Genomic DNA, 15,315 nt, shown 5'->3' with positions numbered 1-15,315 from the left:
GGCGGGCAATGGCGCGTGGACAAGCGCCGTGGACGGATGACCCCGATTGTTGGACAAGGCGCGCGCGGCCGCGCCAGAACACGCGCAAAAACGTTGCCACTTTCGGCCATTCCGGGACAGACCGGGACAAAAGATACCAGATTGGGCATGCGCTGGTGCCAGTTTGGACACGTATGAAAATGGCTCAGCGCGCAAAGGCCGGCTTACCTCCAGCCATGTTCCTGACTTGCGGGAGTCGTGTGTCGTCGCCGTCATGTTTCTTCCTGCGATCCCAGCCTGCGGACAGGTTATGAGCGGGTGACCCGAGGTTTCACCGGGCACCTTGCAGGGGCCATCGCCGGGAGAGAATGATTGACCGGTTGTGTTGGCGCAGCGGCTGGAATGTTATTGGATTTTTATCCAATAAATAGCCTGCCGGGCCACTCACCCGCAGCTACTTTCGGGGGAACGGGCGGCCGGAGCGTGGCGATCCGGCCACAGCCAGAAATCCGTAACAATTTAATATTTTCAAAGCATTAGTTTCGCAAAACCTTGATTTGAACGCCTGCGGGGCGCTCGTTAACGACCCGGCAACCGGCGCTCGCCCTGCGCCGTTTCACCGGGGTCTGACATGAAATTCCGCATCCTTTCCGCCACCGCCATTGCCGCTCTTGGCGTTTCCGGCCAGCTATCCGCCTTTGCCGAAGTGGCTGACGCTGAAGACGCGCGCCGCCTCGAAGTCGTGACCGTTACGACACAGAAGACCGAGCAGTCGCTGATCGATGTACCCATCAACATCTCCGTTACCGACCAGGAGCTGATCGACAAGCTCGGCGGAGACGACATCGAAGATCTCGCCAACTTCATTCCCGGCCTGCAGGTGCAGGCGCAGAGCCTCAACGCGCCGACCTATTCGCTGCGCGGGGTTGTGGCCGACGGCGGCGCGCCGCGTGTGGCCATCTTCCAGAACGGCGTCTCGATCGGGACGCCGGGCTATGCCACCAGCATCGCAATCTATGACATCGAGCGTGTGGAAGTGGTGAAAGGCCCGCAGGCAACCCTGTTTGGCCAGGGCGCCCTGATCGGGGGCATCAACTACATCCAGAACCGCGCCACGACCGAAGGCAACTCCGGCAAGGTGACGCTGGAAGGCGGCGACTATAATTTCGCGCGCGCCGAGGGCTATTACAACTTCGCGCTCAGCGACACGCTGGCCCTTCGCCTGGCGGGCCAGGTGAAGCGGATGGACGGCTATGTGCCCAACACCGCCAACTCGCCCGACCTGATGGGCCAGGACACGACCGCTGTTCGCGGCGCGGTCCGCTGGGCGCCCACACCGGCCTTCACCGCCGACCTGTTCGTCAACTATCAGGACGACGCGTCCACCGGAACACAGTTCACCTCCGGCTTCTTCCCGGTGAACGGCGTCGTCGACCCGTTCGGCCCGACCGCCATGAACATCAACCCCGATCAGGTTCGCGACAAGCTGGGCAATGACCGCGAGATCTTTGCCACCACCGCAAACCTCCAATTCCAGCTCAGCGATGCCTGGACCCTGACTTCGCTGACCGACTACCGTGATCTAACTTCTAACGAAGCCTTCGATTCGGACGGCGCGGCCTTCAACCTGCTCCAGTTCTACCAGGCCCGTGAAGGCGAGGCCCTCAGCCAGGAACTGCGCCTCAACTATGACAATGGCGGCAGGCTGACCGGCTTCTTTGGCGGCAACTATTTCGACTATGAAACCCGCGACAGCCTCACCTTCTCGACCGACGAGGCCTATGCCCAGTCCCTCTTCCTGCCGCAGATCGCGGCCGGCGCAGGGGCAACGGTGGCGCAGATCCGCGGCCTGCTGATGATGCAGGGCATTCCGGGCGCCGCCAATATCGGCAGCTTCCAGACCCCGTTCCAGTTTTCTGTGGTGGGCCTGCTGCAGCAGGGCGCGCTGATCCCGCTGAACTCTGCCCATGCCGAACAGGCGAGAACGACAGACGCCCGGACGAGCTATGACCTCTTCGGCGACCTGACCTATGATCTGACCGACCGGCTCTCGCTGACGGGCGGTCTGCGTTACACCGTCAACGAACTTGAAGCATCCAGTGTCGGCGAACTTCTGCGTGGCAACCCGGCGCTGGGCGGCGGCTTGAACGCCGTAACCTTCGCCCCGGGCTTTCTGATCAGCCGCGCGCAGATCGGCAATCCGGTTAATGCGTCAGCCGAGCCGGACGGCGCCTTCACCTGGCGCCTCAACGCGGCCTACCGCATCTCTGACAATGTGAACAGCTGGGTGTCCTATGGCCGCGGCCGCCGCCCGGAAACGCTGTCGATTTCGGGACGGAACGTTTCGGTGGTCGACGCCGAGACGCTCGACAATGTGGAGACGGGCATGTTCGGCCGGTTCTTCGATGACCGCCTGCAGATGACGACTTCGGTTTACTATGGCCAGTATGAGAACTTCCAGACCAGCCGCTTTGACCCGATCAACGGTATCTTTGTGGTGGAGAACTCGGGCAATGCGACCCAGTATGGTTTCGAGTTTGACGGTCAGGCTCTGGTGACGGACAATATCCGCCTGCTGGGCACTTACGCCTACAACTTCTCCGAATATGATGACGAGGACAGCAACGGCAACCCGCTGCAGTTTGCTGGCAACCGGTTCCGGATGAGCCCCGAGCAGAGCTTCTCTCTGGCCGCCGACATCACCCTTCCGTATGCCGAGCATGGCACTTTCTCGATAACGCCGAGCTATATCTGGAAGAGCGAGCAATTCTTCGAGGATGATAACGGCTTCGACTATATCCCCGATGGCACCAGCAGCTTTGCCCGCATTCGGGAAACCTTTCCCGATGGCAGGACGGTGGTCGAAAAAGAGGACGCTTACGGCCTCGTCAACCTGCGCGCAGGCTTTGACAGCGCCAGCGAGCGCTGGGGCGTTTATGTTCAGGGCGAGAACCTCCTGGACGAGGAATACCTGATTGATGTCGGCAATACAGGTGGTGCTTTCGGTCTGCACACCATCATCCGCGGCAAGCCGCAGATGCTGAAGGCCGGCGCCTACGTGAAGTTCTGATCCGGTTACGGAGGAGATACTGACATGAGATATAGGATCACCCTTGTGGCCATTCTGCTGGCGGGCTGCGCAGCGCCCGCCACAGCGCCCGCTGCCAGCCTGGAGGAGGCTTCGGCCTCTTCCGCTACCGCAGAAACGCCTGCCGCCTTCGCTACGCTTTCGGGCGAGAAGCCGATCATCATCGCCCATCGCGGCGCGAGCGGCCTTTATCCCGAACATACGATCCCCGGCTATGAAGCCGCGATCGCGCAAGGGGCTGACTTCATCGAGCCCGACCTTGTGATGACCAAGGACGGTGTGCTGATTGCCCGGCATGACGCCTATCTCTCAGCCACGACGGATGTGGCCGACCGGCCGGAATTCGCTGACCGCAAGGTAAAGCGCGCGACGCCGATGGGCGAAAAAGAAGACTGGTGGGCGGATGATTTTACCCTCGCCGAGATCAAGACGCTGAAAGCCCGCCAGCAATTCCCGTCGCGGACGAAGGAGCATGACGGCAAGCTCGACATCGCGACCTTCGACGAGGTAATGGATGTGGCCCTTGCCTCAGCAAAAGAAGGCCGGATCGTCGGCCTGCATGTCGAAGCCAAATGGCCGGCGTATTATTCCTCCGTTGGCCTCGACATGGTCGACCCGATGATCGAGGCGATGAAGGCCAAGGGCCTGGAAGAAGCCGGCATCCCGGTATTCATCCAGAGCTTCGAGCCGGAGTTCCTGGCCGCCTTTGCTGCCAAGAGCGACCTGCCGGTGATCCAGAACATGGTGGGCCCGCCCTACAACAAGATGCTCGGCCTCGACTACAATATCGACGAGATGACCACCAACGGCGTGGGCGCGGAGAAGTCCTACATTCTCAATGCCGACGGCACGGTGACCGACTTTGTCCAGAAGGCTCATGCCAGAGGCCTGCTGGTGCACGTCTATACGGTGCGTGATGACGCGCCGATGCCAGGCTATGCCACGGCGCAGGACGAACTCAAGGCGCTGATCAAGGCCGGCGTTGATGGAATCTGGGTTGATTACCCAGATACAGCCGTCGCAGTACGCGACGGTGACTGACACCGCAGAAGCGGCAAGTTTCCTCCCTGACTTTCGGGGCGTCCTTCGGGGCGCCCCTTTTTTCTTTGGATTTCAGGAGGCTCTGAAGGGGGCGACCGAAAACCTGAAAAAAGCTCAGGAGTTTCCCTTAGGGAGGCGCTTGTCAGAAAAATTGGAACATGTTCCAATTATTTCAAAGATCGGGAGGATTATGATGGCCGCAGCTGAACTCTCACGGGTACGCAAGTCGATACTGCCAAGGCCGGGCGATACCTGGGACAGCATTGCCGCGCGCGAATTGCCCGGCATGGACGCGGCCAAGGCCGTCTCCAGCCTGCAGAGCTGGAACCTGCACGTGTTCATGCGGGCCGCGGGCGCCGCCGGGGGCGTGCGGGGGACAAACCCCATCCTGCCAAGCGATGTGATCTTCGTCGAAGCCCCGGCTGCCAAGGCATGAGCATTGCCGTCATCAGCGCAGTTCAGATCGCCGCCGCCCATGACGGCGACGCAGAACTGCTGGTGACGCTGACCTACGAGAATGGCGGCACGACCCTGATCACGCTGGACGAATATGCCGTGCGGGCATTGTTCGACACCTGCGGAACGAACGTGCCGGAAGACCTCATCGGGGCGAGCTGGGAGCATGTCCGTGACGCGCTCATCGCCTCTTCACAACGCTATGCCGGCGCACCGGCAACAGGAATTTCGGGAGGAAACTGAAAATGTATGATCTGGTGATCCGGAACGGCACAGTGGTCGATGGCTCGGGCATGCCGTCCTACAAGGCAGACATTGCCGTCAGCGGCAATCGCATCGCGAAGATAGGTCACGTGGCCGAAAAGGGCTGCGAGGAAGTGGATGCTTCCGGCAAGGTCGTTTCGCCCGGCTTTATTGATCCGCATACGCATTTCGATGCGCAGCTGCTGTGGGATGGCTATGCCAAGCCCGCCCTCTCGCATGGGGTGACGACGATTGTTCCTGGCAACTGCTCCCTGTCCCTGGCGCCGCTGAAGGCGGAACACCGCATGAAGCTTGTCGGCATGTTCAACCAGATTGAAGAAATGCCCTACAAGGCCTTCAAGGAAGGCGTCGTCTGGGACTGGGAGACATTTTCCGAATATATCACACGCATCCGCAAGGGGCTGGCCATCAATGTGGCGCCGCTGGTCGGGCATAGCGTGATCCGTCTCTGGGTGATGGGGGACGCGGCGATGGAGCGGACTGCGACGGCCGGGGAAATCGCCGGCATGCAAGACGTGCTCCGGGAATGCCTCGATGCCGGCGCAGTGGGCCTCTCTACCAGCTATGTCGACATGGACGAGACGCTGCTGCCGGTGCCGAGCCGCTATGCGGACGCCGGCGAAGTCGATGCGCTGGCCTCGGTGCTGGCCGAGTATGGCCGTATCCTCCAGATCGTGCCGGAATTCTACGATCCGGACCTGACGATTGCGCGGCTTGATCAGCTGGCGGAAATCTCGCTGAAATATTCGATCCCGACGACATTCTCGCCGCTGTTCATCAATGCGGACAATGTGGAGGCCGTGGGGCGCGTGATGGCGCGGGTGGACGAGCAGTTTGCGCGCGGGGCCCGTGTGTGGCCGCAGGTTCAGACGCGCCCGATCGACATCAGCTTCAGCTTTGCCGTGCCGAGCCTGATCTTCATCCGCATGCCGGGCTGGTACAAGATCATGCGCTTTGGCACGCAGGACGAGATCATTGCAGCCTTCTCCGACCCGGAAAACCGCAAGAAGCTGATAGCCGAAGCCACTCCGAACATGGCGCTCTGGTCGTTCCTGACGCTGCGCTTTGCACAGACCGAGGCCAATCAGAAATATGTCGGCAAGACGCTTGCAGAGATCGGCAAGATGCGCGGCTGCACGGCGCTGGAAGCGATGATCGACCTCTCTGTCGAGGAGAAACTCGACGCGCATTTCATGGCCGCCAACATGGGCCACAACAATGATGAGCGCGTCAGCGCGATGCTGAAGCATCCGCGCGTGCATATCGGCGCCAGCGATGGCGGGGCGCACATCCTTTCCTTCTCCACCTATGGCGACACAGGATACCTGTTCTCCCACTTCGTCCGTAACCTGAAGGCCATGAGCATCGAAGAGGCGGTCAAGAAGGTAACCTCTGACACGGCCGGCATCTGGGGCATTCCTGATCGCGGCCTGATCCAGAAAGGCTATGTGGCTGACCTTGTCGTGTTCGACGCGGCGACCATCGACCGGGGCGAAGAGACCTATGTTCAGGACGTTCCCGGCGACGGCAAACGCTATGTGCGCGCCTCCCACGGTGTGGACACTGTTGTGGTTGGCGGCGGTGTCGCCTGGTCGGCTGCAGCCGGTTACAAGGACGACACGCGCGGCGCGATCCTGCCGGGCGAAGCTGCGGAGACCCGTCCGCTGGTGGCCGCATGAGCTGGCCGGGCGTTACTCAGCGCCGGGTTGCGACCAACGGCATCGAGCTAAACATTGCCGAGGCGGGCGAAGGCCCGCTGGTGCTCCTGCTACACGGGTTTCCCGAATCCTGGTATTCCTGGCGGCACCAGTTCGCGCCGCTGGCAGCGGCAGGCTATCGTGTCGTCGCGCCGGACATGCGCGGCTATGGCAAGAGCGACAAACCGCCGAACATTTCCGACTATGTCCAGACCGAAGTGATTAAGGACATCATCGGCCTAATCCCGGCTTTGGGGTATGAAACTGCCGTCGTCATCGGCCATGACTGGGGCGCGCCGACCGCCTGGGCAACCGCCCTGTTCCATCCCGACAAGGTACGTGCCGTCGGCGGACTTTCGGTGCCCTTCATGCCGCGCTCGCCGGTGCAGCCGATGGCGATGATGCGGGAGATGTTCAAGGGCCAGTTCTTCTACCAGCTCTATTTCCAGGAGCCGGGCGTGGCGGAAGCCGAGTTCGAGAAGGACATGTATACTGCCCTGCGCAAGTTCCTGATCATGGCGGCGGGCGAGACAGACCTGACCAAGCTGACGCCAAAGACCGAAGACGACGACCTGCTCACAAGCCTGCCCTATCCGGAGACGCTGCCGAAATGGCTGACAGACGACGACCTCGATTTCTATGTGTCGGAGTTCAAGACCTCAGGCATGCGCGGGCCGATCAACTATTACCGCAACCACGACCTGCACTGGCAGCAGACCGAAGGCGCGCCGATGGAAATCCATCAGCCCGCCATGTTCGTAGCCGGAACGGCAGATGGGGTGGTGATGATGGCGGCCGCCGCCATCGAGATGATGCCGCACTTTGTAAAAGACCTGCGGATCAACAGGATGATCCCGGGTATTGGCCACTGGACCCAGCAGGAAGCGCCTGAAGCGGTCAACCAGACCATCCTGGAATTCCTGCACAACATCGATCCTTAAACCCTTGAGGGGGCACGCATGCGTGAACAAGTTATCGTCATAGGCGCCGGGATCGGCGGGCTTTGCACGGCTCTGATGCTGGCGCCTTCCAGGCGCGACATCGTCGTTCTGGAACGCGACGGGCCGGTGGAAACCAGCAATCCGGATGAGCTGTTCAAGACCTGGAAGCGCATTGGCGTGGGGCATTTGCGACAGAGCCATGCTTTCCTGGCGCGCCTGCGCACCATCATGAAAGCCGAGCACCCTGCCCTGCTTGACCAGCTGCTGGAGCTGGGCGTGCGCGAGCTGCCTTTCGAGAACATGCTGACCGAGAAGCAGCAGGCGCGCTACCGGCCCGATCCGGAAGATGCCGAGCTGACAATCCTCACCAGCCGGCGCACGACGCTTGAAATGGCGATGCGGCGCTATGTGGAGACGCTGGAGAACGTGACCCTCCGCTCCGGCTTCCTCGTCCGCAAGCTGATCACCGCAAAGGCGAAAGACGGCGTGTTTGACGTGAGCGGCGTAGAGGGTGAAGAGAATGGCGCACCTGTGACGCTGACGGCTGACATTGTCGTGGACACCAGCGGCAAAGGCGGCTTTACCATCGAGCAGCTGATGGAAGAAGGCGCGGGTATCCGCGAGGAGAGCGAGAGCGCCGGCATCCTCTATTTCACACGGCATTATCGCTTTCTGCCTGGAAAATCCGAACCGGACCGCAACGCCAACCCGCCGCCAACCGGGGATCTCGGCTTCCTGAAGTTCGGCGTGTTCCCGGGCGACAATGGCAATTTCTCGATCACCATCGCCATCCCCGAAATCGAGATGGAGATGCGCAAGTCGATCCTTGATCCAGAGATTTTCCACCAGATCACACTGATGCTGCCCGGGCTTCGTCCGTGGACGACTTCGGAGCAGTCGGAATCCACCAGCAAGGTGTTCGGCATGGGCGACCTCGTCAGCCGCTGGCGGGATATGGTCGTGGACGGCAAACCGGCAGCCCGCGGATATTTCCCGCTGGGCGACACGCTGGTGCGGACCAATCCGCTCTATGGCCGGGGATGCTCTTTCGCGGCCGTCGCAGCGCAGGCATTACGCCAGACATTGGACGAAACCGCCGATCCTGCGTCCCGGGCGCTGGCCTTCCATGAGCGGGTCAAGGCGGAGCTCCACCCCTTCTACATCGTGCAGCGCCGGCAGGACCGCACCGCCATGAAGCGGGCCCGCGAGACACTAACGCCAGGACACAAGCAGAGCTTCAAATCGAAGATGATGGAGAGCTTTGTAGAAGACGGCGTGAAGATCGCACTGCGCTCGGATACGCGTCTCCTGCGCGAGGCCATGCGCGGATTCCACATGCTGGAACATCCGGAAAAGTGGCTGGGAAAGCCGAAGAATCTCGCAGGCGTTCTCTATTACTGGGCGCGCGGCAAGAGGCTGAATGCAGCCGCCTATGCGCCCAAGCCGGGGCCGGAGCGCATCGAGATGATGAAGGCACTAAAGCTCAACTATGAGGCGGACATGGAACGGGTCGCGACCGAAAGGCCACTGGCCGCGTGACCGGAATACCGCCAGAAGCCCGGGAGGAGACTGTCTCATGACAACACCCACTCTGGAGGCTGGCGCCAATATCATGGCCGAACCCGTTGCAGATCTTGGCCGCCGCGAACAGGCGAAAGCCGAACGCCGGCAGAAGATCATGCGCGCCGCGCGCGACATGATCCGCGAGACGGGCGACATGAACCTCTCTATGCGGGAACTGGCAAGGCGCGCAGAAGTGAGCGTGGCTACTTCCTATAACCTGTTCGGATCAAAGCGCGCGGTCGTGATGGCCGTTCTGGAGGATGAGCGGGATTTCGTTCAGAAATATCACAAGCTTGACGTGGCCAATGCCATCGAGCGCATCTTTGAAGCCTATGAACTCGGCTATGGATATTTTGTTCAGGACCCGGACTTTTACCGGCCGCTCTGGCGCGCGCTGCTGACGGCCGGTGGCAGGGACGACGACACGGGGCTGGCAAGCCCGGAGCGGCAGGCACAGACGCGGATCGCCTGGCACGCGCTGCTCACCGCTGCTCAGGAGGAAGGGCTGCTTTCGCCGTCCATGGCTGTGATGCCAATGGAGCGGGCGCTGTCCCATCTGGCAGGCGGGACGCTGCTGTCCTGGGCTGTCGGAACGCTGGACACCGAAGACCTGATGGCGTCTGTTGGTCTTGGCTATGGCCTTCTGCTCAGCGCGGCCGCAACGCCGGAAGGGCGCGCCCTGCTGGAGCGCAAGATCAAGGCGTATCAGTCTATCCTGATGCAGAATGCGGCGCAGCGGCCTTAGTGACCATCCGTCAACAGACCCAGGAATGCCAGTTTTTCGATGCGGGGCAGCGTGCCAGCGTCTCGCACGAATCTGAAGGCGTCGTCGGCGACTTCAACCGTGTGGTCGATGTCAGCCTCAGTCATGGCGGCGCAGATGAACATGTTGTGCCAGGGGTGGAAGTAGACGCCGCGCTTCATCAAGGCGTCGTTCCAGGCGTAGCCTTTGGAATAGCCCGGATCCTCTTCAAACATGATGAGGGGCATTTCAGCCGGGCCGGTCTGGCGCAGGGCGAAGCCGTGACGGTTTGCAGCTTCGTCCAGTCCTGAACGCAGGCGCTGGCCCAGGGCCTGGGTGCGTTCGAGATAGTCGGTTTCGCGGATGAGGCGCATCGTTTCGAGGCTTGCGGCCATTGGCGCAGCGGAGAACCAGTAGGAGCCGGTAGTGTAGATCGTCGCGGCGGCGTTGCGGGCTTTTTCGGCGCCGAGCAATGCCGAGATGGGGTGGCCATTGGCGATGGCCTTCCCCCAGCTGGAGAGATCCGGCTTCACACCGACGCGCGCCCAGCTGGAATCGCGGGCAAGTCGGAAACCGGCGCGGACATCATCGACGATCAGCAGCGCGCCTTTCTCGTCACACAGCTCCCGCGCACGCCGGGCGTATTGCGGTGTCGGATCTTCCTGATCGACGAAGGTGTCATGCTTGATGGGCGACGCAAAGATCGCGGCGAGATCATCACCGGCCTTGCGGACAGCTTCTTCGAGGCTGGCAACGTCGTTATAAGCATAGAAGACCTGGTTGGCGCGGTCGCTCGGCGCAGTGCCGTTTTTCACCGGGGTGCACCAGGGAGCAGCGCCGTGATAGGCGCCCTTGGCGAGAACGATGGTGTTCTTCCGGGTGAAGTTGCGGGCGACCATCATCGCCATCGTGGTGGCGTCTGTGCCGTTCTTGCAGAAGATCGCCCAATCTGCGTGGGACACCATCGCCGTCATCTGTTCGGCGAGTTCCACCATGAGGACGGCTGGGCCGGTCATCGTGTCGCCCTTCTTCAGCTGGCTGATATAGGCCGCATCAATGCTCTGATGGCCATAGCCGAAGAGATTTGGGCCGTATCCGCACATATAGTCGATGTATCGGTTGCCATCGGCGTCCCACAGATAGGCGCCCGAGGCGCGGTCGAAGAATTGGGGATAGTCGTCTGGCAGGAGGCGGACGGACTGGTGGCCGTACATGCCACCGGGAATGACCGCTTCGGCCCGCTCACGCAAAGCCTTGTCCACTGAGTTCGTCCACATGTTGCCCTCGCCAGCCCTGCTGATAATATAGTTTTGACTATCTTACTTGAGACCGATAGGGACGCAAGGACAATTCGAGACTGACAGGGCACAACTCGCCTGGGGAACGCCGAAGACATGAACAGCGCGAAAAAACCGGTCCCCCGAAAGGGGGACGGCCCGATGCAGGTTGAGACCGCAACCAAGCAGCAACCGCAACAGGCGCGGGCGCAGGATACGTTCGAGCTGATCCTGGATACTGCCGGGCACCTGTTGGGCGAAGTCGGACTGGAGCGGCTGTCGACCAATCTCGTGTGCCGCCGGGCGGGCTTGTCGCCGCCGGCGCTCTACAGGTACTTCCCGAACAAGTACGCCATCCTGCGCGAGCTGGGCGACCGGCTGATGGCGCGGCAGGATCAGGCGGTTCTGGACTGGATTGAAGAAGGGGGTCTGGCGGCGGGCCCGTTTGAGGGCCGCGTGGCCAGCATTCTGCGGCTGCAGAAACAGGTCAACGATATCACCCGCCAGTTTCCGGGCAACATCTATGTGCTCCGCGCGTTGCGGGCCGTCCCGATGCTGCGGGACCTGCGTATGGCGTCCAGCGAGATGGTGGCTGAAAAGATTGCCGATGCCATCATCGCGAACGGGCACACTGCCTCTCGGGAACGGCTCATCGGATCTGCCCGCCTCACGACAGAGCTTGCCTACAGCGCCATGGAGATGGTGCTGGAGGAGCCCGGCCGCGACGCCCACCAGATCTGCACGGATGTCTCAAAGATGATCGTGACGCATTACGATCAGCTTTCGGACTGATCTCCAGATCCGCTATTTGAAGGCGCAGCCTTCTTTCACACCGAACATCTTGAAGATCATCGCCGCAGGGCAGAAACCGGTGACGGAGGCCTGCAGCATGTTGAGACCCGCAAAGGCGGAGAGCAGATACCAGTAGGGTGAGAAGAAATAGCCCAGCGCGAGACCCGCAAGGACAACGAAACCCGCAAAGGCGAGGACTGCACGGTCAAGGTTCATTTTAAGTTACTCCGATTGAAGATCAGTGGGATGTGGAGGCGAGGCCAAAGATATCCCGCACCCATCGCTCAAGGGCCGCGCCACCTGGCGCGCCAGCCTGCTTGGCCAATTCGCGCCCACCCTTCCAGGCGATGAGCGTGGGAACGCCCCGGATGTTTAGACGGATGGAGGCGTCGGGATGCTGGTCGGTGTTGATCTTGTAGAAGCGGACATCGCCCTGGAGGCGTTGTGCAGCGCTGTCATAATGAGGCGCCATCATTCGGCAGGGACCGCACCAGGGCGCCCAAAGATCGACGATGAACGCGCCGGTGTCCTTTTTCTCCAGCAGGCGCATCTGCTCACTGGTGATCTCCACGGGATGCGGCGTTGCCAGGAGCTCGGAGCATCGACCGCATTTTGCCAGGGTCAGAACTCTGCCCTGCGGTACCCGGTTCACCGCCTGGCAGCCTAGACAAACGATCATCCTGTCATCCATGGTCATCCTGAAATCTCCCGATACAGTTTCAGTGTTTCAGCTTGTAAGTCTTGAGGAGCGCCAGGGCGGCATTTTCATAGAATGTTTCTGCTTTGCCCGCCCTCACCTTGCCGATGAAGTATTTCTCGAAGGCGACCTTAGCAGTATGGACCCAGCCGCCGGAGCCTGACCAGTTTACATTTCGCGGCGGGATCTGGGGCTGGGCGATGAAGGCGACACCCTTGTCACCGAAATCTGCCAGGCAGATGGCGTTCCATGTGGCTTCATGGGTGGGCTCTTTGCCATCCAGAATTTCGGCCAGGTTCTCCGCCGTGGCAGTTACCATCGACTCAATCATGAAGCCGGTCTTGGGCACGCCCACCGGAACCGGCGTCTTGCCGACGGGCGGGATCGCGATGCAGACTCCAAGCCCGAAGATCTCGGGGTACTTAGGATTGCGCTGGTGCTTGTCCGTCAGGATGAAACCGCGCGGATTGGTGAGGCCCTCAACGCCATAGACGGCCTTCACGCCCCGGAAGGCAGGCAACATCATGGCGTACTTCATCGGCAGTTCGTGAACCTGTTTCACGCTGCCATCTTCATTGACCTCTTCGACCGTCATCTTGCCGGCTTCTGCCTTCACGACACGTGCATTGGTGATCCACTTGATGTGGCGCTCGCGCATTTCGCTTTCCAGAAGGCCCTTTGTGTCGCCCACACCGTCGAGCCCGAGATGGCCGACATAGGGTTCTGAGGTCACGAAGGTCATCGGCACGCGGTCGCGAATCTTCCGTTTGCGGAGCTCCGTTTCGATGATCATGAGGGTTTCATAGGCCGGCCCATAGCAGGAGGCGCCCTGCACCGCGCCGACGATCACGGGGCCAGGATCCTTGCAGAATGTCTCGAACGCCTTGTTCGCCTGAAGAGCATGGTCGATATGGCAGACAGATTGAGTGTGGCCTTTGGGGCCGAGGCCCTCGATTTCGTCAAAGGCAAGTTCCGGGCCGGTGGCAATGACGAGATAGTCGTAGTCGACAAATGTACCATCGCCCATCCGCACGCGCTTTGCGTCGGGCTCGACCTTCTCTGCCTTGCCCACGACCAGCTCGATCCGGCGCTTCTTCATGGGGGCAACAAGGTCAACAATGATGTCTTCCCGATCCCGCCAACCTACCAGAACCCATGGATTTGAGGGGACGAACTGGTAGAAGTCCGTCTCGTTGATCACGGTGACGTCATCTTCCCGGCGCACCGCACTGCGAATCTCGTACGCAGCTATCACGCCGCCGAGGCCAGCTCCCAGAATGACAATTTTAGACATCTTCCTGCGTCCTCCCATCTTGATTTTCAACATGAATGTATTTTATTGTTTTATAAAATACGTAGCATTACGGATGGCTCGAGAGGGTTTTTTGCGGTTGTGACAACCTGCCCCCCCGAAAACCTGCTTGCGGAGACCCGAGATGACTGACCCGAGAGACCTTGATCCCCGAACTGTTTTCGACGCGCTCAAGCGCGGCGATGTTTTTCTGATCGATGTTCGTGAACCGGCAGAGTTTGCCAACCAGCGGATTCACGGCGCATTGCTGCATCCCCTGTCGACCTTTGATCCCCGCGCCATTCCGGCCAATCCGGGCCGTAAGATCGTATTCCAGTGCGGCTCTGGCAAACGCTCGCGCATGGCCCTCGACCGGTTCCTTTCGGAGACAGGGGCTGAAGCAGCGCATCTCGCTGGCGGGATCGGCGCCTGGAAAGGCGCGGGATTGCCCTGCGTGTCCGTCAACCCCGCGACCGGTGAGGTCGAGGATCATGGCCACTATTGAGATGCGCACGCTTTTTATTTCGGCCCTCTCAGCCCTTGCGGTTTCCGGCAGCGCCCTGGCGCAGACCCTCACGGTGGAGGAATCGATCGTGGTGGATTACCGCCCGGTAATCGCCCGCATAGAAGCAGGCGACACGGCCACGGCGCGCTCGCGGCTGCAGGGCGTCGTAACGCGGCTGAACGCTGTGGAAGGCCAGATCGTCAAGGCGGGCGAGGTCGTAGCTGTCGTGACGGACGAAATGATCACGCCGCAACTCTCCGCGCTGTCTTCGCGCATTGAGGGGTTGAAGTCCCAGGTCCGGCAATCGGAAGAAGACATCGCCCGAAATGAAGGTCTTGAGGCAAGAGGGTTTTATCCCAGGGCCCGGCTCGACGATGAGCGAACCACGCTCGACGTTCTGCGCCGGACCCTCGCCTCCACCGAAGCCGAGCGCCGCGCCCTTTCGGCGCGCGAGGGCGAAGGCCGTATCCTTGCGCCGGCGGACGCGCACATTACGGATGTAAACGTTGTGCAGGGATCGGTCGTCTCTCCCGGCGAAGTGCTCATGAGCTTTGCCACCGTCAACGGCGTTGTGCGCCTGGCCCTGCCCGAACGCCATGCTTCGTCAATCGCAGAAGGGGAAACCATTTCCCTGCGCCTGCCCTCACGCTCCGGAGACGTGCGGACGGCTACCATCATGCGGATATACCCAGAACTTCGTCAGGGGTCAGTGATTGCCGATGCGACGGTTCAGGGAGGGCTGACGGCCCTCTTCGGGGAGCGTGTCGATGTGCTCGCTCCCGTCGGCGAACGCCGCGCGATCCGTATTCCCAAAGACTATGTGTCCACCCGCTTTGGCGTGGACTTTATCCGCGTGGCGGTCGGCGAACGCTTCATTGATGCACCGGTGGCGCTGGCCGGGCCGCTGATTGACGACCAGGACCAGTATGAAATCCTCTCGGGCCTGAAGCCCGGCGACAAAATCCAGAAACCGGAATAAATC

The 15,315-nt window shown here is 61.0% G+C and carries 15 protein-coding genes; 11 read left to right on the top strand and 4 right to left on the bottom strand.

Features of this window, described 5'->3' with window-relative positions; genetic code table 11:
- The first annotated feature begins 610 nt into the window (after nucleotides 1-610).
- The 8 genes from KG722_RS09060 (at nucleotide 611) to KG722_RS09025 (ending at nucleotide 9,774) form a co-directional block, all read left to right on the top strand.
- Nucleotides 611-3,049 carry a TonB-dependent receptor gene (locus tag KG722_RS09060; RefSeq protein WP_213271402.1) on the top strand — a complete coding sequence of 813 codons (2,439 nt, stop codon included), beginning with the start codon at nucleotides 611-613 and terminating at the stop codon, nucleotides 3,047-3,049.
- A 24-nt stretch (nucleotides 3,050-3,073) separates the two neighbouring features.
- Nucleotides 3,074-4,108, top strand: coding sequence for a glycerophosphodiester phosphodiesterase family protein (locus KG722_RS09055; RefSeq protein WP_213271401.1), 1,035 nt, complete (start codon nucleotides 3,074-3,076; stop codon nucleotides 4,106-4,108).
- A gap of 193 nt (nucleotides 4,109-4,301) precedes the next feature.
- Nucleotides 4,302-4,544, top strand: a complete 243-nt coding sequence (locus KG722_RS09050; RefSeq protein ID WP_300998333.1) for a hypothetical protein — start codon at nucleotides 4,302-4,304, stop codon at nucleotides 4,542-4,544.
- Complete coding sequence (locus tag KG722_RS09045) at nucleotides 4,541-4,807, top strand: hypothetical protein (protein WP_213271400.1); 267 nt, start codon at nucleotides 4,541-4,543, stop codon at nucleotides 4,805-4,807. The genes KG722_RS09050 and KG722_RS09045 overlap by 4 nt, the downstream gene beginning before the upstream one ends.
- Before the next feature lie 2 nt (nucleotides 4,808-4,809).
- A complete protein-coding gene (locus KG722_RS09040) occupies nucleotides 4,810-6,507 on the top strand; it encodes an amidohydrolase family protein (protein ID WP_213271399.1) in 1,698 nt (565 codons plus the stop codon).
- Complete coding sequence (locus KG722_RS09035; protein WP_213271398.1) at nucleotides 6,504-7,466, top strand: alpha/beta hydrolase; 963 nt, start codon at nucleotides 6,504-6,506, stop codon at nucleotides 7,464-7,466. The genes KG722_RS09040 and KG722_RS09035 overlap by 4 nt, the downstream gene beginning before the upstream one ends.
- A gap of 18 nt (nucleotides 7,467-7,484) precedes the next feature.
- Nucleotides 7,485-9,005, top strand: coding sequence for an FAD-dependent oxidoreductase (locus KG722_RS09030; protein WP_213271397.1), 1,521 nt, complete (start codon nucleotides 7,485-7,487; stop codon nucleotides 9,003-9,005).
- Nucleotides 9,006-9,042: 37 nt separating this feature from the next.
- Nucleotides 9,043-9,774 carry a TetR/AcrR family transcriptional regulator gene (locus KG722_RS09025; RefSeq protein ID WP_213271396.1) on the top strand — a complete coding sequence of 244 codons (732 nt, stop codon included), beginning with the start codon at nucleotides 9,043-9,045 and terminating at the stop codon, nucleotides 9,772-9,774.
- On the opposite strand, the gene KG722_RS09020 is transcribed toward KG722_RS09025, so the two are convergent.
- Nucleotides 9,771-11,048 (bottom strand): aminotransferase class III-fold pyridoxal phosphate-dependent enzyme, encoded by a 1,278-nt coding sequence (locus tag KG722_RS09020; protein WP_213271395.1) that lies wholly within the window; start codon nucleotides 11,046-11,048, stop codon nucleotides 9,771-9,773. The two genes, KG722_RS09025 and KG722_RS09020, sit on opposite strands and share 4 nt — an antisense overlap.
- 162 nt (nucleotides 11,049-11,210) lie before the next feature.
- Here KG722_RS09020 and KG722_RS09015 point away from each other — a divergent pair, with 162 nt between their 5' ends.
- Complete coding sequence (locus KG722_RS09015) at nucleotides 11,211-11,840, top strand: TetR/AcrR family transcriptional regulator (RefSeq protein WP_213271394.1); 630 nt, start codon at nucleotides 11,211-11,213, stop codon at nucleotides 11,838-11,840.
- A gap of 12 nt (nucleotides 11,841-11,852) precedes the next feature.
- Here KG722_RS09015 and KG722_RS09010 read toward each other — a convergent pair whose 3' ends face one another.
- The 3 genes from KG722_RS09010 to KG722_RS09000 are packed head-to-tail and all read right to left on the bottom strand — an operon-like array spanning nucleotide 11,853 to nucleotide 13,831.
- A complete protein-coding gene (locus KG722_RS09010) occupies nucleotides 11,853-12,056 on the bottom strand; it encodes a DUF2892 domain-containing protein (RefSeq protein ID WP_213271393.1) in 204 nt (67 codons plus the stop codon).
- A gap of 22 nt (nucleotides 12,057-12,078) precedes the next feature.
- Entirely contained in the window at nucleotides 12,079-12,537 is a 459-nt protein-coding gene (locus tag KG722_RS09005; protein ID WP_213271392.1) for a thioredoxin domain-containing protein, read from the bottom strand.
- Between the two features lie 22 nt (nucleotides 12,538-12,559).
- Nucleotides 12,560-13,831, bottom strand: coding sequence for an FAD/NAD(P)-binding oxidoreductase (locus KG722_RS09000; protein WP_213271391.1), 1,272 nt, complete (start codon nucleotides 13,829-13,831; stop codon nucleotides 12,560-12,562).
- Between the two features lie 142 nt (nucleotides 13,832-13,973).
- Here KG722_RS09000 and KG722_RS08995 point away from each other — a divergent pair, with 142 nt between their 5' ends.
- Entirely contained in the window at nucleotides 13,974-14,333 is a 360-nt protein-coding gene (locus KG722_RS08995) for a rhodanese-like domain-containing protein (RefSeq protein ID WP_213271390.1), read from the top strand.
- Nucleotides 14,320-15,312, top strand: coding sequence for an efflux RND transporter periplasmic adaptor subunit (locus KG722_RS08990; RefSeq protein WP_213271389.1), 993 nt, complete (start codon nucleotides 14,320-14,322; stop codon nucleotides 15,310-15,312). The genes KG722_RS08995 and KG722_RS08990 overlap by 14 nt, the downstream gene beginning before the upstream one ends.
- The last annotated feature ends 3 nt before the right edge of the window (nucleotides 15,313-15,315 follow it).

Origin of the sequence: Hyphomonas sp., assembly GCF_018402285.1 — a bacterium.
GTDB lineage: Bacteria > Pseudomonadota > Alphaproteobacteria > Caulobacterales > Hyphomonadaceae > Hyphomonas.
This window is presented reverse-complemented; position numbering and strand designations above follow the sequence as displayed.